20 protein-coding genes are annotated in these 19,090 nt (G+C 74.0%); 16 read left to right on the top strand and 4 right to left on the bottom strand.

The window, feature by feature from the left end; all coding sequences use genetic code 11:
• Positions 1–37 precede the first annotated feature (37 nt).
• From O7619_RS22315 to O7619_RS22285, 7 genes are read left to right on the top strand one after another with little or no spacing between them, the layout of a single operon-like run.
• On the top strand, positions 38–340 hold the full coding sequence (locus O7619_RS22315; protein WP_091573768.1) for an urease subunit gamma: 303 nt from the start codon (positions 38–40) through the stop codon (positions 338–340).
• Positions 337–702 carry an urease subunit beta gene (locus tag O7619_RS22310; protein ID WP_282283222.1) on the top strand — a complete coding sequence of 122 codons (366 nt, stop codon included), beginning with the start codon at positions 337–339 and terminating at the stop codon, positions 700–702. Before O7619_RS22315 ends, O7619_RS22310 begins: the two co-directional genes overlap by 4 nt.
• Positions 699–2,402, top strand: a complete 1,704-nt coding sequence (locus O7619_RS22305; protein ID WP_282283220.1) for an urease subunit alpha — start codon at positions 699–701, stop codon at positions 2,400–2,402. Before O7619_RS22310 ends, O7619_RS22305 begins: the two co-directional genes overlap by 4 nt.
• Positions 2,402–3,094, top strand: coding sequence for an urease accessory UreF family protein (locus tag O7619_RS22300; protein ID WP_282283218.1), 693 nt, complete (start codon positions 2,402–2,404; stop codon positions 3,092–3,094). Before O7619_RS22305 ends, O7619_RS22300 begins: the two co-directional genes overlap by 1 nt.
• Positions 3,084–3,842, top strand: a complete 759-nt coding sequence (gene ureG, locus O7619_RS22295; RefSeq protein ID WP_348774329.1) for an urease accessory protein UreG — start codon at positions 3,084–3,086, stop codon at positions 3,840–3,842. Before O7619_RS22300 ends, ureG begins: the two co-directional genes overlap by 11 nt.
• Complete coding sequence (locus O7619_RS22290) at positions 3,842–4,642, top strand: urease accessory protein UreD (RefSeq protein ID WP_282283216.1); 801 nt, start codon at positions 3,842–3,844, stop codon at positions 4,640–4,642. The genes ureG and O7619_RS22290 overlap by 1 nt, the downstream gene beginning before the upstream one ends.
• A gap of 37 nt (positions 4,643–4,679) precedes the next feature.
• Positions 4,680–5,054, top strand: coding sequence for a cupin domain-containing protein (locus tag O7619_RS22285; protein ID WP_282283215.1), 375 nt, complete (start codon positions 4,680–4,682; stop codon positions 5,052–5,054).
• A gap of 8 nt (positions 5,055–5,062) precedes the next feature.
• On the opposite strand, the gene O7619_RS22280 is transcribed toward O7619_RS22285, so the two are convergent.
• A complete protein-coding gene (locus O7619_RS22280; protein ID WP_282283214.1) occupies positions 5,063–5,527 on the bottom strand; it encodes a MarR family transcriptional regulator in 465 nt (154 codons plus the stop codon).
• Positions 5,528–5,624: 97 nt separating this feature from the next.
• Between O7619_RS22280 and O7619_RS22275 the strand changes: the two genes are divergently transcribed.
• The 8 genes from O7619_RS22275 (at position 5,625) to O7619_RS22240 (ending at position 13,732) form a co-directional block, all read left to right on the top strand.
• Entirely contained in the window at positions 5,625–6,707 is a 1,083-nt protein-coding gene (locus tag O7619_RS22275) for a substrate-binding domain-containing protein (protein WP_282283213.1), read from the top strand.
• Positions 6,708–7,113: 406 nt separating this feature from the next.
• The gene (urtA, locus tag O7619_RS22270) at positions 7,114–8,358 is read left to right on the top strand and encodes an urea ABC transporter substrate-binding protein (RefSeq protein WP_282283212.1); all 1,245 of its coding nucleotides are present in this window, start codon (positions 7,114–7,116) and stop codon (positions 8,356–8,358) included.
• 73 nt (positions 8,359–8,431) lie between these two features.
• Positions 8,432–9,319 (top strand): urea ABC transporter permease subunit UrtB, encoded by an 888-nt coding sequence (gene urtB, locus O7619_RS22265; RefSeq protein WP_282283211.1) that lies wholly within the window; start codon positions 8,432–8,434, stop codon positions 9,317–9,319.
• Positions 9,316–10,440, top strand: a complete 1,125-nt coding sequence (gene urtC / locus O7619_RS22260) for an urea ABC transporter permease subunit UrtC (protein ID WP_282283210.1) — start codon at positions 9,316–9,318, stop codon at positions 10,438–10,440. The genes urtB and urtC overlap by 4 nt, the downstream gene beginning before the upstream one ends.
• On the top strand, positions 10,437–11,213 hold the full coding sequence (urtD, locus tag O7619_RS22255) for an urea ABC transporter ATP-binding protein UrtD (protein ID WP_099160317.1): 777 nt from the start codon (positions 10,437–10,439) through the stop codon (positions 11,211–11,213). Before urtC ends, urtD begins: the two co-directional genes overlap by 4 nt.
• Positions 11,213–11,905, top strand: coding sequence for an urea ABC transporter ATP-binding subunit UrtE (gene urtE, locus O7619_RS22250; protein WP_282283209.1), 693 nt, complete (start codon positions 11,213–11,215; stop codon positions 11,903–11,905). The genes urtD and urtE overlap by 1 nt, the downstream gene beginning before the upstream one ends.
• A 75-nt stretch (positions 11,906–11,980) precedes the next feature.
• A complete protein-coding gene (locus tag O7619_RS22245; RefSeq protein WP_282283208.1) occupies positions 11,981–12,511 on the top strand; it encodes a hypothetical protein in 531 nt (176 codons plus the stop codon).
• A 192-nt stretch (positions 12,512–12,703) separates the two neighbouring features.
• Positions 12,704–13,732, top strand: coding sequence for a hypothetical protein (locus tag O7619_RS22240; protein WP_282283207.1), 1,029 nt, complete (start codon positions 12,704–12,706; stop codon positions 13,730–13,732).
• A gap of 111 nt (positions 13,733–13,843) precedes the next feature.
• On the opposite strand, the gene O7619_RS22235 is transcribed toward O7619_RS22240, so the two are convergent.
• Genes O7619_RS22235 through O7619_RS22225 form a run of 3 tightly spaced genes read right to left on the bottom strand, consistent with a single transcriptional unit; the run spans position 13,844 to position 16,282 of the window.
• Positions 13,844–14,305, bottom strand: coding sequence for a hypothetical protein (locus tag O7619_RS22235; protein ID WP_282283206.1), 462 nt, complete (start codon positions 14,303–14,305; stop codon positions 13,844–13,846).
• Positions 14,280–14,975: a sigma-70 family RNA polymerase sigma factor gene (locus O7619_RS22230; protein WP_282283205.1), complete on the bottom strand. Its 696-nt coding sequence runs from the start codon at positions 14,973–14,975 to the stop codon at positions 14,280–14,282. Before O7619_RS22230 ends, O7619_RS22235 begins: the two co-directional genes overlap by 26 nt.
• A complete protein-coding gene (locus O7619_RS22225) occupies positions 14,972–16,282 on the bottom strand; it encodes a S8/S53 family peptidase (RefSeq protein ID WP_282283204.1) in 1,311 nt (436 codons plus the stop codon). Before O7619_RS22225 ends, O7619_RS22230 begins: the two co-directional genes overlap by 4 nt.
• Before the next feature lie 179 nt (positions 16,283–16,461).
• Here O7619_RS22225 and O7619_RS22220 point away from each other — a divergent pair, with 179 nt between their 5' ends.
• On the top strand, positions 16,462–19,074 hold the full coding sequence (locus tag O7619_RS22220) for a CHAT domain-containing protein (RefSeq protein WP_282283203.1): 2,613 nt from the start codon (positions 16,462–16,464) through the stop codon (positions 19,072–19,074).
• Positions 19,075–19,090: the final 16 nt, after the last annotated feature.

The raw sequence follows: 19,090 nt of genomic DNA, 5'->3' as shown, positions 1-19,090 counted from the left end.
GGCGAGCGGGCCACGCCGATCCCCACCGGAGAATCCCGTGTTCCTCAGCCCGCACGAGCAGGACCGCCTGCTCGTCCACGTCGCGGCCGACGTCGCTCGCCGCCGCCGCGAGCGCGGCCTGCGACTCAACTATCCCGAAGCCGTCGCGATCATCACCGCCTTCCTGCTCGAAGGGGCCCGTGACGGACGGTCGGTGGTCGACCTCATGTCGGCCGGCCGGACGGTGCTCGGCCGCGAGGACGTCCAGGACGGCATCCCCGAGCTGCTGAGGGAGGTGCAGGTGGAGGCGACGTTCCCGGACGGCACCAAGCTCGTGACGGTGCACCACCCGATCCCGTGATCCCCGGGGAGATCCTGCCGGCAGCCGGCCCGGTCGAGATCAACGTGGGTCGGCCGGTGACCACCCTGGTCGTGGTCAACACCGCCGACCGGCCGGTGCAGGTCGGCTCGCACTACCACTTCGCCGAGGCCAACCCGGCCCTGATGTTCGACCGGGCCGTCGCCTGGGGGCAGCGTCTCGCCGTTCCGGCGGGCACCTCGGTCCGGTTCGAGCCGGGCGTGAGCCGCACCGTCGAGCTGGTCCCGCTCGGCGGCGCGCGCGTCGTGCCCGGCCTGCGCGGCGAGTGCGCCGGACCGCTCGACGACGCCGCACCGACCGCGCCCGGAACAGCCGCACCGACGAGCGACGGGCCGGCGCGGTGAGCGCCGTGCGGCGGGACCGCTACATCGACCTGTACGGGCCGACCACCGGCGACCGCATCCGGCTGGCCGACACGAGCCTGCTGATCGAGGTGGAGACCGACCACTGCGCGGGCGGCGACGAGGCGGTCTTCGGCGGTGGGAAGGTGATCCGCGAGTCGATGGGCCAGTCGCGGGCGACCCGCGCCGAGGGCGCCCTCGACACCGTCATCACCGGCGCCGTGGTGCTCGACCACTGGGGCGTGGTCAAGGCCGACGTGGGTCTGCGCGACGGGCGGATCGTCGCGCTGGGCCGGGCCGGCAACCCGGACACCATGCCCGGCGTCCACCCCGAGCTGGTCATCGGCCCGGCCACCGAGGTCATCGCCGGCAACGGCCGGATCCTCACCGCCGGCGCCGTCGACACCCACGTGCACTTCATCTGCCCGCAGATCGTCACCGAGGCGCTCGCCAGCGGCATCACCACACTGGTCGGCGGCGGCACCGGCCCCGCCGAGGGCACCCGGGCCACCACGGTCACCCCGAACGCCTGGCATCTGGCCCGCATGCACGAGGCGCTGGACACGCTGCCGGTCAACGTGCTGCTGCTCGGCAAGGGCAACACCGTCTCGCCGGAGGCGCTGTGGGAGCAGTTGCGCGCCGGCGCGGGCGGTTTCAAGCTGCACGAGGACTGGGGCACCACCCCGGCGGCGATCGACGCCTGCCTGCGGGTGGCGGACGCCTCCGGGGTGCAGGTGTCCATCCACACCGACACCCTCAACGAGGCCGGTTTCGTGGCCGACACGCTGCGGGCGATCGCCGGCCGGGCCATCCACTCGTACCACACCGAGGGCGCGGGAGGCGGGCACGCGCCGGACATCATCACGGTGGCCGGCGAGCCCAACGTGCTGCCGTCGTCGACCAACCCGACCCGGCCGTACACCGCCAACACCCTCGCCGAGCACCTGGACATGCTGATGGTCTGCCACCATCTCCACCCGTCCGTGCCGGAGGACCTGGCCTTCGCCGAGAGCCGCATCCGACCCTCCACCATGGCCGCCGAGGACCTGCTGCACGACCTCGGCGCGATCTCCATCATCGGCTCCGACGCCCAGGCGATGGGCCGGGTGGGCGAGGTGATCCTGCGGACCTGGCAGAGCGCGCACGTCATGAAGGAGCGGGTCGGCGCGCTGCCCGGCGACGGCGCGGCCGACAACCACCGGGCCCGCCGGTACGTGGCGAAGTACACCATCTGCGCGGCGATGGCGAACGGGCTGGACGCCGAGATCGGCTCGGTCGAGCCGGGCAAGCTGGCCGACCTGGTGCTGTGGGATCCGGCGTTCTTCGGCGTACGACCGCACCTGGTGCTCAAGGGCGGCATGATCGCGTACGCCCAGATGGGTGACGCGAACGCCTCCATCCCGACGCCGCAGCCGATGCTGCCGCGCCCGATGTTCGGGGCGTACGGCGCCGCGGCGTCGGCCACCAGCCTGGCGTTCGTCGCGCCGGCCGCCCTCGACGCCGGGCTGCGCCTGGACGTGCGGCGACGGGTGGTGCCCGTCGCGGACGTGCGCTCGCGGGGCAAGGCCGACCTGCCGGAGAACGACGCGATGCCCCGGATCGAGGTGGACCCGGACACGTTCACCGTCCGGATCGACGGTGAGGTGGTGGAGCCGGACCCGGTGCCCCGCCTGCCGATGGCCCAGCGGTACTTCCTGTTCTGATGGCGACGTCGAGCCTGCTCCTGCTGCTTGCCGACGGCCGCTTCCCGGCCGGCGCGCACGCCCACTCCGGCGGCCTGGAGGCGGCCGTCGCCGCCGGCCGGGTCACCGACCTGGCCTCGTTGGAGGCGTTCCTGGCCGGTCGGCTGGCCACCGCCGGGCTGGTCGGCGCGGCGTTCGCGGCGGCGGCGCACCGGGCGGTGACCTCGGCCGGCGCCGCCGTCCGCGGGTCCACGCTGGCGTTGCTCGACGCGGAGCTGGACGCCCGGACGGCGGCACCGGCGCTGCGCACGGTGTCCCGTCGCCAGGGCCGGGCCCTGCTGCGCGCGGGCCGGGCCATCTGGCCGGCGGCGTCCTTCGACGATCTGCCCGCCACTGCCGGCGGCGCGCACCAGCCACTGGTGCTCGGGCTGCTCTGCGCCGCCGCCGGCCTGAGCCGCGCCGAAACCGCCACGGTCGCCGCCCACGGGACGGTGACCGGTGCGGCGAGTGCCGGCGTACGCCTGCTCGGCCTCGACCCGTACCAGGTCCAGGCCCTGCTGGTCGGTCTCGCCGGCCGGTGCGACGGCACCGCCGCGGAGGCGGCCCGGGCCGCCGACGACCCACCCGAGCGGCTGCCCGCGGCAGCCGCTCCCCTTGCCGACATCCATGCCGAAGCTCATGCCACCTGGGAGGTGCGTCTCTTTGCGTCCTGACACCGTTGCGCCCGAGGCCGACCGGAATCCTGCCCCGCACGACGAGACCGTTCCGCACACCCACCCCGAACCGGGGGTGGACCCGCATCCGCCGCTGGCCCGAGCCGGCCGGGCGCTGCGCGTCGGCATCGGCGGGCCGGTCGGGTCCGGCAAGACCGCACTGGTGGCGGCCCTGTGCCGGGCGTTCGCCGGCGAGCTGCGACTCGGCGTGGTCACCAACGACATCTACACGACGGAGGACGCCGACTTCCTCAAGCGGGCCGGCGTGCTGGACCCGAGCCGGATCCGCGCCGTGGAGACCGGCTGCTGCCCGCACACCGCGATCCGGGACGACATCGGGCCCAACCTCGACGCCGTGGACGAGTTGGCCGAGGCGGTCGGCCCGCTGGACCTGGTGCTCGTCGAGAGCGGCGGGGACAACCTGACCGCCACGTTCAGCCGGGGCCTGGTGGACCGGCAGATATTCGTGGTCGACGTGGCCGGCGGGGACAAGGTGCCGCGCAAGGGCGGACCCGGGGTGACGTCCGCCGACCTCCTCGTGATCAACAAGACCGACCTGGCCCCGATGGTGGGCGCGGACCTGTCCGTCATGGACCGGGACGCGCGGGCCCGACGCGGCGACCTGCCGACCGTGTTCCTGTCGATCGTCGGCGACCCGACGGCGGGGCGGGTCGCCGACTGGATCCGCCACGAACTGGCCCACCACGCGGACCGGCACCCGAGCGCCGCGCGGGTCGGCCCGGCCTGATGCGCGCGTACGCCCGGCTGGTGGCCCGGGCCGACGGCCGGGGCGGCACGGTCCTGGCCGAGCTGCGCGGTGAGACGCCGCTGCTGCTGCGACAGACGCCCGGCAGCGGCCGGGTCGCGACCGTGTACGTCGTCGGCGGGGCGGCCGGTCCGCTCGCCGGCGACGACCTGCGGCTGGAGATCGACGTGGGGCCGGGGGCGGCGGTGCGGGTGCACACCGTCGCCGCCTCGGTCGCCCTGCCCGGCCGGCCGGACGCGGTGTCGCGGATGGCGGTCCACGCCGTGGTGCACGACGAGGGGGCGCTGCACTGGCTGCCGGAGCAACTGGTCGCGGCGGCCGGCTGCGCCCACCTCGCCGAGTCCCGGGTCGAGCTGGCCGCCGGGGCGAGGCTGACCTGGCGCGACGAGGTGATCTGCGGCCGGTACGGCGAGGCGCCGGGCGGCGCGGTCGTGCACACCCGGGTCGACTACGACGGCCGGCCGCTGCTGCGCCAGTCGCTGGCCGTCGGGCCGGGCGCGCCCGGCTGGGCCGGCCCCGCGGTGCTGGGCGGCGCGCCGGCCACCGGGTCGCTGCTGGTGGTGGACCCGTCGCTGCCCCAGGGGCGCGCGACGGTCGAGGGCACCCTCGCCCGGCTGCCCCTGGCCGGTGGCCCGGCGACACTGTGGACCGCCACCGCGCCCGACGCGCACACGCTGCGCGCCCACCTCGGCGACGCGGCCCTCGCCGAGGTGGGCGCCGGATCCGGTACGCCGTTGTGCGGCATCTCGGCCCCCGCCGGTCGGGACGGTCCTATCCTGTGAGGACGTGCGATCGCCGGATGGCCCACAGGAGGCCGTGATGAGTGGCAGGGCTCGACCCGAGGGCATCAGTCCGACAGCCGTGCCGGGCGCTCCCGGGCTGTGGCGAGTCGACCTCCAGCGGCACGATCTCAGCATCGAGGGCCGTGAGGTCATCCAGAGTCGGGTCGAGTTCGAGCCGGACTCGCCACCGTTCATGCACTTCCACCCCGGCGAGGAGATCATCTGCGTGCTTCAGGGGTCGCTGGAGTACACCCTCGAAGGTCAGCCGCCGGTGGTGTGCCACGTCGGTGACGCCCTGACTGTGCCGTACGGCGTCCACCAACAGGCCCGCAACGTCGGCGACGGGGTGGCCGTCGAGCTGGCCACGTACGTCGTCGAGAAGGGCAAGCCGCTGCTCACCAAGGTGGGGTGAGGCGGGGGTCAGCGGTGAAGGACGGCCGCCTCGGCGTGGTCGCGGCGACCCGCCGGGTCGAGTCGGGCGATCAGGTCGGCGAGGTGGTCGAGCAGCGCGGTGTCGGCCGGAACGCCCGCCTCGGCGAGGCTGGTCCGGACCCGCTCGTCGAGGCGGGCGTGCTCGCGGCGGCCCCGGGCGGTCAGGTAGGCCCGGATCCGCCGGCGGTCCAGCGGGTCGATCCGCCGGAACACCAGGTTGCGGTCGACGAGCTGGTCGACCAGCTTGGTGAGGGTCCCCGGCGGCAACGACGCCTCGGCGGACACCTCGCTCATCGGGTGGCCCTGACCGTCGGCGAGCAGGCAGAGCACCCGCCACGCCTCGGTGGTCAGGTCGTCGTCGGCCAGCACGGCGGCCAACCGGCGGGAGAGCAGCCGTTCGGCGCGGGTGAGCGAGCGCAGCAGGTCGGCTGGCGTCCCGGGCAACTCTGACATGGAACTCCCTGGGCCGGTGGGCCCTGTCATCGTAGCGACTCGTCCCGCTCCGTGGAGAGCTATGGTTTTCCCACGTCGGCCGGGCAATCATGGGCCTATGTCCGCGCCGGCACCGCCGTGGCTCACCGTCGATCGGGCCGTGGTCAGCATCGCGCTCGTGTACCCGATGCGCGGGCCGGCGGGAATGTTCGGCCCGACCTGCGAACTCTGCGCCCAGCTCGCGGTCGAGGAGATCAACGCCGGTGGCGGGGTGCTGGGCCGCGAGGTGCGGCTGGTGCCGGTCGACGGTGGCGCCCCGCCGGCCGAGGTGGCCGCCCAGGTGGAGGCGCTGGTGTCGGTGGGCGCCGTGCAGGGCGTGACCGGTTGGCACATCTCCTCGGTGCGGCAGGCGCTGGCGCCCCGGGTCGCGCACCGCGTGCCGTACGTCTACACCGCCCTGTACGAGGGCGGTGAGCGTACCGAGGGGGTCTATCTGACGAGCGAGACGCCGGATGCCCAGTTGTGGCCGGCGATGCGGCTGCTCGCGGGGGAGCAGGGCGTGCGCCGCTGGTTCGTGGTCGGCAACGACTACGTGTGGCCCCGGCGGACCGCGCGGGCGGCCCAGCGGTACGCGCTGCGCGGCGGCGGTCGGGTGGTGGGGCAGGCGTTCCTGCCGCTGGAGACGTACGACTTCGACGACGTGTTGCGCCGGATCGAGCGCAGCGAGGCCGACGCGGTGGTGATGCTGCTCGTCGGCGCGGACGCGGTGCGGTTCAACCGGGCGTTCGGGCGTGCCGGGATGGACCAGCGGTGCCTGCGGCTGAGCACCCTGATGGACGAGAACATGCTGCTGGCGAGCGGGCCGGGCGCGACGCGGCGGCTCTACAGCACGGCGGGCTTCTTCGCCGGTCTGGTGACCCAGGAGAACCTCGACTTCCACGGCGAGTTCGCCCGCCGGTTCGGGGTGGAGGCGCCGCCGCTGGGCAGCCTGGGGGAGTCCTGCTACGAGGGCGTGATGCTGCTCGCCGCCCTGATCGGGCAGGCCCGCACCCTCGACGTACGGGCGATCGAGACGGCTGCCGACACGGTGGCGTACCACGGGCCGCGCGGTCGGCTGCGGCTGCGTCGTCGGCACGTGCGCCAGCGGATCTACCTCGCCGAGGCCGACGGTCTCGACTTCACCGTGCTCGCCCAGCTCTGAGCGCCCGGCGACCCTTGACAGGGCCACCCGACCCGGCCCTAAGATACTTCCTGCGTGAAGTATCTCCCCCCGGGGCGGATACCGCGAATGCCTGTCCACCGTCGGCGGAATCTGTCCGCCGACCATTGTGGTGGCAATTCATCACCTCATTTGTCACGGCTGGAACCGTCACACGCGAGACGGTTCCAGCCGTTGTGGCATGCGCTCTCTCCATGGGCGTGGGAAACAGTCAATTAAGGACTGGGAAACGTCCGCGCAATCATGCCGGTCGACGCTTTGCGTGCCCGTAGCCGATGCGGTGACCACAGGCGACGTCCACCCGTCGACCTCGGCGCCGCCAACATCAGCTCCACCGGACCGCACCGACCGTCCTTTCGCTACTTGAGTGCACCGCAGGGAGATTTGGATGACACTTCTTTGGAGCCGCCGCATCCTGGCGGGTGCCATGACCCTCGTCGCCGCGGCGGCCATGACCGCGTGCGGCAGCAAGACCAGTGACGAGGGCGGCGCGGCCGGCGTCACCGCCGACGTCTCCGGCGACACCGTCAAGGTGGGCCTGCTCAACTCGCTCTCCGGCACCATGGCGATCAGCGAGGTCACCGTCCGCGACTCCATCATGCTCGCCGTCGAGGAGATCAACGCGGCCGGCGGCGTCCTCGGCAAGAAGATCCAGCCGATCGGGGAGGACGGCGCCTCGGACTGGCCCACCTTCGCGGAGAAGGCCGAGAAGCTCATCTCCGAGGACCGGGTGGCCGCCGTTTTCGGCTGCTGGACGTCGGCCAGCCGCAAGGCGGTCAAGCCGGTGTTCGAGAAGAACAAGGCGCTGCTGTTCTACCCGGTGCAGTACGAGGGCCTGGAACAGTCGCCCTACATCTTCTACACGGGCGCGACGACCAACCAGCAGATCGTGCCCGGGCTCGACTACCTCAAGGCCCAGGGAACGAAATCGGTCTACCTGGTCGGCAGCGACTACGTCTTCCCCCGGACGGCCAACAAAATCATCAAGGCGTACGCGGCGGCGAACGGGATGACCGTGGTCGGTGAGGATTACGCGCCGCTCGGGTCCACCGAATTCGGCACCATCGTCAACAAGGTCAAGTCGTCCGGCGCGAAGGCGGTCTTCAACACCCTGAACGGCGACAGCAATGTGGCGTTCTTCAAGGAGTACAAGTCGGCCGGGCTGACCGCCGCCGCGATGCCCGTGGTGTCGGTGTCCATCGCCGAGGAGGAGGTCAAGGGCATCGGCACCCAGTACCTGGAGGGTCAGCTCACCGCCTGGAACTACTACCAGACCACGCCCGGCGCGGCGAACAGCAAGTTCGTGGCCGCGTACAAGGCGAAGTACGGCGCGGACAAGCCGACGAGCGACCCGATGGAGGCCGCCTACGTCAGCGTCTACCTGTGGAAGGCGATGGTCGAGAAGGCCGGCGCGTTCGACGTCGAGAAGGTCCGCGGCGCCTCCGACGGCATCACCTTCGACGCGCCGGAGGGCCTGGTCACGGTCGACGGCAAGACCCAGCACATCGCCAAGACCGCCCGCATCGGCAAGATCGGCGCGGACGGCCTGATCACCGAGGTGTGGAACTCCGGCAAGCCGGTCGCGCCGGACCCGTACCTCAAGACCTATCCGTGGGCGAGCGGCCTGAGCTGACGACGCCGGCCCGGGCGGGCGCCGCGACGACGCGCCCGCCCGGGCCCCGACCAGCAGTACGGGAGTACCCACCGTGACAGTCCTCTTCGGTCAACTCTTCACCGGCATCAGCATCGGCGCGGTGCTGCTGCTCATCGCGCTCGGGCTGGCGCTGACCTTCGGCCAGATGAACGTCATCAACATGGCGCACGGCGAGTTCATCATGGCCGGCGCATACACCACGTACGTGCTGCAACAGAGCATCACCGGCGCCGGCCTGTCGCTGCTCGTCGCGCTGCCGGTGGCGTTCGTGGTCGCCGGCGCCATGGGGGTGCTGCTGGAGATCCTGCTGATCCGCCGGCTCTACGCCCGTCCCCTGGACACCCTGCTGGTCACCTGGGGCGTGTCCCTGATGCTGCAACAGCTCGCCCGGGACGTCTTCGGCAGCCCGAACGTGCAGACCCGCGCGCCGGACCTGCTCACCGGCAACGTGGCCCTGCCCGGCGGGCTGACGGTCGCCAACAACCGGCTGTTCATCCTGGCCCTGGCCCTGGCCGCCGTCGCCGCCCTCACCCTGGCGTTGCGGCTCACCCCGTTGGGGCGGCGGATCCGCGCGGTCGTGCAGAACCGCGACCTCGCCGCGGTGTCCGGCATCCCCACCGCCCGGGTCGACCGGACGACCTTCTTTCTCGGCTCGGGCCTGGCCGGGCTCGCCGGGGTGGCGCTCACCCTGCTCGGCCCGATCGGCCCGACCATGGGCACCAACCTGATCATCGACGCCTTCCTGGTCGTCGTGGTCGGCGGGATCGGTCAACTCAAGGGCAGCGTGATCGTCGCCTTCGCCCTCGGGGTCCTCCAGGCCACCGGGGAGTACCTCACCACCCTCAGCGTCGCCAAGGTGATCGTCTTCGTGGCGATCGTCGCGTTCCTCCAGTGGCGGCCACAGGGCCTGTTCACCCTGCGGACCAGGAGCCTCGCATGACCGCCGTGACACCCGCGCCACCGGGCACCGCCGGTGCCCCGGCCGACACCGCGCCGCCGAGCCGCTCCGGTGGTCGGTCCCGGCTGCGCGCGGCGGCCGGGTTCGCGTTCGGCGCGGCGCTGCTGTTCGCCGTCGCGCCGCTGGCGCTGTCGGACTTCCGGCTGGCCCTGCTCGCCAAGTATCTCTGCGTCGCCATGGTGGCCGTCGGCATCGGCATCGCCTGGGGGCGCGGCGGCATGCTCACCCTCGGCCAGGGCGTCTTCTTCGGCCTGGGCGGCTACGCGATGGCCATGCATCTCAAGCTTGCCGACGCGGGTCCCGGTGGGATGCCCGACTTCATGCAGTTGTACGGGCAGCTCGACGAACTCCCCGTCTGGTGGCGGCCGTTCGCCAGCCCGTGGTTCGCGCTGCCGGCCACGGTGCTGCTGCCGATGGCCGTCGCCTTCGGGCTCGGCTCGCTCGTGTTCCGCCGCCGGGTGCGGGGCGCGTACTTCGCCATCCTGAGCCAGGCTCTCGCCGCCGCCATGGTGATCCTGTTGATCGGCCAGCAGGGCACCACGGGCGGCACCAACGGGCTCACCGACATCCAGGGCTTCTTCGGTTACGACCTGGATGACCCGGTCAACCAGCGGATGGTCTACTTCATCATCGCCGGCGTCCTGCTCGCGCTGCTCGCGCTGACCCGCCAGCTCATCCACAGCCGCTACGGGGAACTGCTGGTGGCGGTGCGGGACAGCGAGGAGCGGGTCCGTTTCCTCGGCTACGACCCGGCCTCGGTCAAGCTCGTCGCCTACGTGGTGGCGGCGGGTATGGCGGGCCTCGCCGGCGCGCTGTTCGTGCCGGCGGTGGGCATCATCTCGCCCGCCCTCATCGGCATCGTCCCGTCGATCGAGTTCGTCATCGGGGTGGCGGTGGGCGGTCGGGCCACGCTGCTCGGGCCGGTGCTCGGCGCGGTGGCGGTCGCCTGGGCGCGTACCGCCCTCTCCGAACGTTTCCCGGGCACCTGGACGTACCTGCAGGGTCTGCTCTTCGTGGTGGTGGTGGCGTTCCTTCCCGGCGGCCTGGCCTCGCTGTGGGCGCTGGCCCGCCGACGCGCCGAACGGGCGGAGGTCCCTTCATGAGCGACGATCGACTGGACGGGCTGTCCGTCCGCGACGTGCGGGTCAGTTTCGACGGCTTCACCGCCGTCGACGGCGTCTCGCTGGAGGTGCCCGCCGGTGACATCCGGTTCCTGATCGGGCCGAACGGCGCCGGCAAGACCACCCTGGTCGACGCGATCACCGGTCTGGTGCGGGCCACCGGCTCGGTGTGCTTCGGCGACCAGGAGCTGCTGGGTCGCCCGGTGCACCGGATCAGCCGGCTCGGCATCGGCCGGACGTTCCAGACGTCGACGGTCTTCGAGGAGCTGTCGGTCGTGCAGAACCTCGACATCGCGGCGGGCGCCCGCCGGAGCTGGGCCACCCTGGCCCGACGCCGGCGGGGGATCCCCGACGAGGTGGCCGCCGCGCTGGAGACCATCGGGCTGACCGGCCGGGCCGACCAGCTCGCCGGCACGCTCGCGCACGGCCAGAAGCAGTGGTTGGAGATCGGCATGCTGCTGGTGCAGGACGCGCGGCTGCTGCTGCTCGACGAGCCGGTCGCCGGGATGAGCCACGAGGAGCGCGACGCCACCGGCGCCCTGCTGGAGACGGTGAGTCGGGATCGCACGGTGGTGGTGATCGAGCACGACATGGACTTCCTGCGTCGCTTCGCGCGCAGCGTCACCGTGCTGCACGCGGGCAAGGTGCTCAGCGAGGGGACGGTCGCGCAGGTCCAGGCGGACCCGCGCGTGCAGGAGGTCTACCTTGGCCACCCGGTCGACGCCGGGTCGGTCCCCAGCGGTCTGGAGGCATGATGCTGACCCTGCGTGGGGTGCACGCCGGATACGGGCGTTCCCGGGTGCTGCACGGCGTGGACCTCGCCGTCCCGCCCGACGGGGTGGCCGCGGTGCTCGGGCACAACGGCGCCGGCAAGAGCACCCTGCTGCGGGTCGCGGCGGGCCTGCTGCGCCCGACCGCCGGCACCGTCGAGCTGGACGGCGAGGACGTCACCCGGCTCGCGCCGCACGAGCGGGTGGCGCGCGGCATGGCGTACGTCCCGCAGGGCCAGCAGTGTTTCCCGCACCTGACGGCGGCGGAGAACCTGCGCCTGGTCGCCGACGGCCGGCGCGACGGCGCGGTGGCGACGGCGGAGGTGCTGGACCTGTTCCCGGCGCTGCGTCCGCTGCTGCGGCGACGGGCCGGGTTGCTCTCCGGCGGTCAGCGCCAGCAACTCGCCATCGCCCGCGCGTTGATCACCCGGCCGCGGCTGCTCATGCTCGACGAGCCGACCGAGGGCATCCAGCCATCGGTGGTCGCCGAGATCCAGGAGCGGGTCGTCGAGCTGACCCGGCAGTCCGGCTTCAGCGTGCTGCTCGTCGAGCAGCACCTGGGGTTCGCGCTGCGGGTGGCGAACCGCTACCACGTCCTCGAGTCCGGCCGGGTCACCTCGCACGGCGACGGGGGAGTCACGGCGGAGCGGGAGGTGCGGGCGGCCCTCGCGGTCTGACGGTGAGCGGCATCGCGTACTCCGCCCGCGCGGCCACCGTCCGGGGTGACGATCATCCACCCCTAGACTGCGCCGATGGATGCTGAGTTCGCCGCCAACGCCGCCGCCACCGCCGCGATCTTCGGAGTCTTCGGGACCGTCTGGTTCGGCTGGGCGCAGGAGGCGCCGCCCAGGGGGTGGCGCCCGTGGCTCGGCATCGGCTCGGTGCTGTCCCTGGTCGCGGCGATCGCCGGCGGCATCGTCACGGTACGCACCTGGGACGAGGGCAATTCCGTGGACGAGCGGACGGGGCCGGTCTTCGGGGTGATCGTCCTGATCGAGGTGGTCCTCTGTGCCGCCGGCGCGATCTGGCTCCGGCGGATCGGCCGCTCGTCCCTGGTGCCGGTCTGGATCGCCCTGATCGTCGGCCTGCACTTCTTTCCGCTTGCGCCACTTCTGGGCTATCCGGTCCTCGCGGTCTGGGCCGCGCTCGTCACCCTGGTCGCGCTCGTCGGCGCCCCCGTCGCCCGACGGTTCCACCTCGCCCCCAGCGCCGTCGTCGGTGCCGGCACGGGCGTGGCCCTCCTGGCCGGAGCGGCGACCGCACTGGTGCACGCGCTCACGTAGGCGCCCGCCGCGGACCGCGGGCATCCCGCAATAGCATCGACGTCTGTCTAATTCGTCGGTGCTCGCTCCATCTGACCGTCACCGCTCCCACCGGACGTATCAGCCCCGCCGCGCCGCGCTCCTGAACAACGTCATCGCGTCGGCCGGGTAGGCGACCGGTCGGCGGTTCCTCGACGATGGGAGAAGCCTGTCATGGGCAACGTAGGAAGACGTGTCCGCCGCTCGGCGCTGGCCGTGCTCACCGGCACGGCGCTGGCCGCACTGCTGGCGGTCACCACGGCAGCCGCCGCGCCGGTCGTGGCGCGGCCGGACAACGCCGCGGCGGCCCGCACCGACGTCTACATCCGGGACGTCGCCGCCGATGTCGGCATCCAGCCCCACTCGCTCAACCCGCTGTGGGCCAGCCCCGACATCAAGGTCTGCCCGACCGCCGTCGAGTGTGCCGTCAGCCAGAACCCGATCGTCGGCGTCACCAACTACATCTTCGTCAAGCTGCGTAACCCCGGCCCGTACGGCACCGGCACCAGCAGCGGCGTTCTGCGGGTCTACCGGACGACGCCGGGTGGCGGTGCCGTCTGGCCGACGCACTGGACCCAGATCGGCGCGATGAACGTGACCGCCTTCGCCGGCACCACGACCGTGACGATCCCGTGGAACGGGGTGCCCGGGCCGGGCCACTTCTGCCTGCTGGCCAGGTGGGTGTCGGCCACCGATCCGATGACCTTCGAGGGTCCGGACATCGGCACCAACACCCGCAACAACAACAACATCGCCTGGCGCAACGTCGACTCGGTGCGGCTCGTCGCGGGCGGGCCGGCGATCGTGCGGCCGTTCGCCATCGGCAACTCGCTCACGGTGGAGACCAAGAACGACCTGGTCTTCACGCAGCCGGGCGAGTCGATCCAGCGTGTGGGCGGCCGGGTCGTCGTCGACCTCGGGCCGACCCTGTTCGAGCGGTGGCAGGCCGGCGGCAAGGTCGGCACCGGCGTACGCGAGGTCGGCAAGACCCAGGTGGAGGTCGTCGAGCCGGCGAAGGCCAGCCTCGGCAACCTGGTGCTGAAGCCGGGTGAGCGGGTCGAGTTCTCCCTCGCCTTCGCGGCCGAGACCGTCTCGGACAAGGAGATCGCGCTCGACGTGACCCAGTTCGGTCCGGACACGAGCGGTGCGGAGCGGACCGACCTCGGTGGGGTGGAGTACCTGATCAGCGTCGGGCGGCAGTAGCCCGGCCAGCGGCGGGGGTCGTGGGCCCGGGCAGCCCATGGCCCCCGCCGCCGGGCGCTCGCGGGACGGTCCGGGCGTCCCGCGAGCGCCGCCGGCCCGGCCGACGGTGGGTCAGCGCAGCGAGACCCAGGTGGTGGCCACCGCGTAGCCGCCGGTGTGGGCGCGCAGCCGGACCGGGCCGGGCGGGGGAGCGCCGAGCGAGAAGAAGCCCACCGCGTCGACCGGCGCCTCCGCGTACGTGCCCGCGGCGGTCTGTGCGGACACCCGCCCACCCCCGGGCGGGGAGAGCTGACCGACGATGCCGGCGTCGGTCACTTCGATCTCCAGCACCACCGCCGCGCTGCGGAACGACAGCGTCCGCGTCGACCCGGCCGACCGGGTCAGCGCCGGCACCGCGTCGCACGCCGAGTCGAACGTCAGCTCGGCGAGGGCCACCTCCGCGTCGACGCCCCGCCAGGCGAACGCCGCCCGCGCGGCGGTCAGGAACTCCTCCGGGACCGACCCGACCTCCCGCAGCGCCGCACCCAGCTCGGCGGTCAGGGCCGCGTCATCGGCCGGCGGCAACGGCTCCATCGCGTTCACCTCCGTGCGTCCGGGTCGCGGCGGTTCCGAGGAACGCGGCGAGCGCCGGGCAGTCCCGTAGCCGGCGCAGGCATCTGGCCTGGGTCGGCCCGATGCTGCCGATCGGCATGCCCAGCCGTTCGGCGATCTCCCGGTAACTGGCCGGCGGGTCGGCGGTCAACAGGGCCAGCAGTTGCTGGCAGCGCGGCGGCAACTGCGCGAAGCCCTCCCGCAGGGCCTGCCGCCGCTCCGCGCGTAGCAGCTCCTCGTCGGGGGCCGCGACCTCCGCCGAGCGGGAGAAGCCGTGGTACGCGTCAAGCGCGTCGTCGTACGGGTCGAAGAGCTGGGTGCGGCGGCCGAGGCGGGACAGCCGGTAGCACTCGCGCCGGGCCGTGGTCGCCAGCCAGGAGGCGAGGGCCTGCGGGTCACGTACCCGGCCCAGATGCTCGACGAGACGCAGCCAGACGGTCTGGTTGACGTCGGCGGCGTCGGCGCGGCTCAGGTCGTACGACCGGATCACCGAGTAGACGAGCGGGGTGTACCGGCGGACCAGCTCCACCCACGCCGACTCGTCCCCGCCCGCCGCGGCGGTCACCAGGTCGGTCGCGCTCGGGTCGGTCCCGGCGACGCCGTCCGCCGGCCGGCGCGGCGCTGCGGCGTCGTTCGCGGTCCGCTCGCTCATCCGACGAGCACGCCGTAGTCGGGGTGCCAGCGCGGCGCCGCGAGCAGCGCCAGCCGGGCCGCGTCGGCGGTCAGGCCGCCGGCGGTCATCAGGGCGGCGAGCCGACCGGAGACGTGCGCCGTGGCGAACGAGGTGCCCGCCCAGGCGGCGAAGCCGTGGAACACCTGGGTCGGCCGGCCCGGCAGCGGCAACTGCCCCTCGACGTACGTGCTGTGGCGCTCGCCGACGGCACAGACGTCGACCCATGGTCCGTAGCCGCTGTAGGTGGCCGGCACCGTGCCGCCGGCGCCCTGGCTGACCGCCGCCACCGCGACGACCCGGCCCAGCGCGGCGGGCCAGGTCGGCCGGTTGGTGCCGGCGTTGCCGGCCGCCGCGACCACGGCGCTCGTCCCGGGTAGCGCGGCCACGGCGTTGGCCAGGGGCAGCGACGGCTGGTCGTCCTGGGTGAACCCGCCCAGGGACAGGTTGATCACGGACACCGCCGGCGCGAGTCGGGCCATCGCGGCCACCACCGACGCCTCGTCGCCGAGGCCGGTGGCGTTCAGCGCCTGCTCCGGGTCGACCCGGACCCCGGGCGCGGCCTGCCGCACCACCCCGGCGACGAAGGTGCCGTGCCCGCCCTGCGGGGCGAGCACGTCTGTGTACACGTAGAGCGGGTCCTCGTCGTCGACCTCCGGCAGGTACGCCCCGCCGAGCCACTGCGGGTGATAGCTGCCGGCCTGCCGCCACATGCCGGTGTCGCAGATCCCGACGGTCACCCCGGCGCCCTCGCCCAGCCGGGCCGGGTCCGGCGGCGACAGCGCGGCGACCGTCGCGGGCGGGCTGCCCGGGTTGCCCATGATGTTGCCGAAGCCCAGCAGCACGTGGTGCGGTTGCACCTTCGGCACCGGCTGCCCCGGCCACTGCTGGGGGTCGCGCAGCTTGGTGACGATCGCGGGTACGTCGGTCTCCCGGTCGAAGAGCAGCCGGGTGACCCCGGCGAAGCCGCCGCCGGCGGCCACCACCTGACCGTGGGCACGCAACCAGGCGGTGACCCGCTGGGCGTCGGCGTCGGCGGCGAGCACCTGCCGTGGCCGGTAGAGGAACTCCCGGCCCGGCGTGGTGTGCCGGCGGACGTTCTTGTCGGCAGCCAGCGCCTCGTCGAAGGCGCGCTGGTAGGCGACGTCGTCCGCGCCCCCGGCGCGGGCCGGGGTCGCACGGGATGCGGTGGCGAACGACGCTGCGGCGGCCAGCGCGGCCGTGGCCAGCAGTCGCCGTCGGGACAGTTGGCCGGCCGGGCGCGGCTCGGCGGGACGGTCAGGCGACACGGGTCCTCCATGCGGTCGGCACAAGCGCCCGCCACTGGCCGGCGTGGCCATGTTTCCCGGGTTGTCGCCGATTCTTCCAAAGCATAGTCGTATGTCAATGACGTTAAGGGTTGGTGCGGAATCCCGACAGGCCCCGAAGACATTGACGGCCGGGCACCGGTTCGGGGACTCTGTGAGGCATGCCCGACAGCACCGGTTCCGGTGCCGGCACGGCCCAGGCGGCGCTCGACGCCGTGCAGCGCTATCCGCACGAGGCGATCGCGATCGCCCAGCGGGTGCTGGCCGCCGGGTCCGCGGCCGGGGCCGACGAGCGCTCCACCGCCGAGCGGGCCGTCGGCCTGGCTCTGCGGGAGCTCAACGACCTGCCCGGCGCGCTGCGCCACCTGCGCCGCGCGGTCCGGGCCGCCGGCACGCCCCGGACCCGGGCGTTGGCCCGGATGAGCCAGGGCTACGTGCTGGCCAACGCCGGCCACACCGCCGCCGCGCTGCGCGCCGTGACCGCCGCGCTGCCGCAGCTCGTCGGCGCCGACGCGGGGCGGGCCCGGATGCAGCGGGGCGTGGTGCTGCACTACCGGGGTCGCTACGACGAGGCGGTCCGCGACTACGGCCTGGCCGTCGACATCGCCCTGCGCGAGGGTGATCTGTTGCTGGAGGCGCGGGCGCGCAACAACCGGGGGCTGCTCAACGCCCACCGGGGCGCCGCCAACGGCACCCACGACGACCTGTCCCGTGCGGCAGCCACCTTCCAGCGGTTGGGCCTCGACCTCGCGGCGGCCGACGCCCGGTGGAACTGCGGCATCGCGGCCGGCCAGCGCGGCGACATCGCCGGCGCGCTGCGCTCCTTCGCCACCGCCGACGAGGAGTACCGGCGGCTCGCCGTGCCCCGGCCGGCGCTGCTGCTGGACCGCGTCGAACTGCTGCTGTCGGTGCCGCTCGTCGACGAGGCGGTGGTGGTGGCGACGGCGGCGGTCCGGGAACTCGGGCGCCGGGGCATGGCCTCCGACTTCGCCGAGGCGCTGCTCGCCCGGGCCCGCGCGGCGCTGCTCGCCGCGGACCTGGACACCGCGACCGACGCCGCCGCCGCGGCCCGGGCTCGGTTCCGTCGCCAGGGCCGGCGCACCTGGGCCGTCTTCGCCCGGCACGTCGAGCTGCGCGCCGAGTATCGCCGGGGCACCCGCTCGGCGCCCCTGCTCAGCGCCATGGCCCGTACCGCCGACCAACTCGACGCCACCGGGTGGCCGGGTCCGGCGCTGACCACCCGGATCGAGGCCGGCCTGGTGGCCGCCGCGCTGGGGCGGTCGGGCCGGGCCCGGAACCTGCTGGCGGTCGCCGCCCGGGCCCGCCGTCGCGGCACCGCCGACCGGCGGGCGCAGGGTTGGTACGCCCTGGCCCTGTCGCGCCGTCTCGGCGGGGACGAACCCGGTGCCGCCCGGGCGCTGCGCCGCGGGCTGGCCGTGCTCGACCGGCACCGCATGTCGCTCGGCGCCACGGAGCTGCGTGCCCACAGTGGAGCGAACGGTCAGGAACTGGCGGCCGAGGGCCTCGACATCGCGGTCCGGGCGGGCGCGCCGGCGCGGGTCCTGGCGTGGGCGGAGCGGTGGCGGGCCAATGCGCTGCGGGCCCGGCCGGCGCGGCCCCCGGCCGACCCCGAACTGGTGGCGGCGCTCGCCGAGCTCCGACTGGTCAGCGGTCTGCTCGAAGACGAGGTGCTGGCCGGCCGCCCGGCGACCGCCCTGCGCGGCCGGCAGGCCCGGCTGGAACAGCGCATCCGGGACCTCGCCCGGCGGGTGCCCGGTGAGGGCGCCGTGCTGGCCCCGCCCGGGGTGGGAGCGCTGGCCGCGCAGCTCGGCTCCCGGGTGCTGGTCGAGCTGGTGGCCCACGGCGACCGGATCCGGGCGGTGCTGGTCCGCGACGGCCGGGCCAGCCTGCACGACCTGGGCCCGCTCGCCGTCGCGGCGGACCTGGCCCGCCGGCACCGGTTCGCCCTGCGCCGGCTGGTCACCACCGGCGACACGGCCGCCGCGCGGGCGGGGGCCGTCCACGCCGCAGCCGCCCTGGACCGGCTGCTGTTCGCCCCGCTGCGGCGGCTGGCCGACCGGGCCCTGGTGATCGTCCCGGTCGGGGCGCTGCACGCGGTGCCCTGGTCGGCGCTGCCCACCTGCGCGGGTCGTCCGGTGACCGTCGCCCCCTCGGCCACCGCCTGGCTCGGGGCGGACCGGCGGGAGCTGCCGGCCGGGCCACCGGTCCTGGCCGCCGGCCCGCGCCTGCCGGCCGGGCACACCGAGGTGCGCCGGCTCGCCCAGGTCCTGCCCGGGGCGCGGCGACTCACCGGGCCGGACGCCACCGCCGCGGCGTTGACCGCCGCGCTCGACGGGGCGGGGCTGGTACACATCGCCGCCCACGGCACGTTCCGCGCGGACAACCCCCAGTTCTCCAGCCTGGAACTGGCCGACGGGCCGCTGTTCGCCCACGAGTGGGAGGCGGTCGCCCGGCCGCCCGGCTGCGTGGTGCTCTCCGCCTGTGACTCCGGCCTGACCGGGCTCCGCCCCGGCGACGAGGTCATGGGGTTCACCGCGGTGCTCCTGGCGCTCGGCACCCGGTGCCTGATCGCGACCGTGTTGCCCGTGCCGGCCGAGCCCACCACGGCACTGATGCTGGACCTGCACGCGCGGATGCGGGCGGGTGCCGGCCCGGCGGGCGCCCTCGCTGACGCGCAGCGGGCGTTCGCCGCGACGGGCGACGGTCCCGCCCGGGCCACCGCGGCGGCCTTCGTCTGCTTCGGGGCCGGCTGACGGTGGCGTCCCGGCG

It is taken from the genome of Micromonospora sp. WMMD998 (assembly GCF_029581235.1).
Classification (GTDB): domain Bacteria; phylum Actinomycetota; class Actinomycetes; order Mycobacteriales; family Micromonosporaceae; genus Micromonospora.
This window is presented reverse-complemented; position numbering and strand designations above follow the sequence as displayed.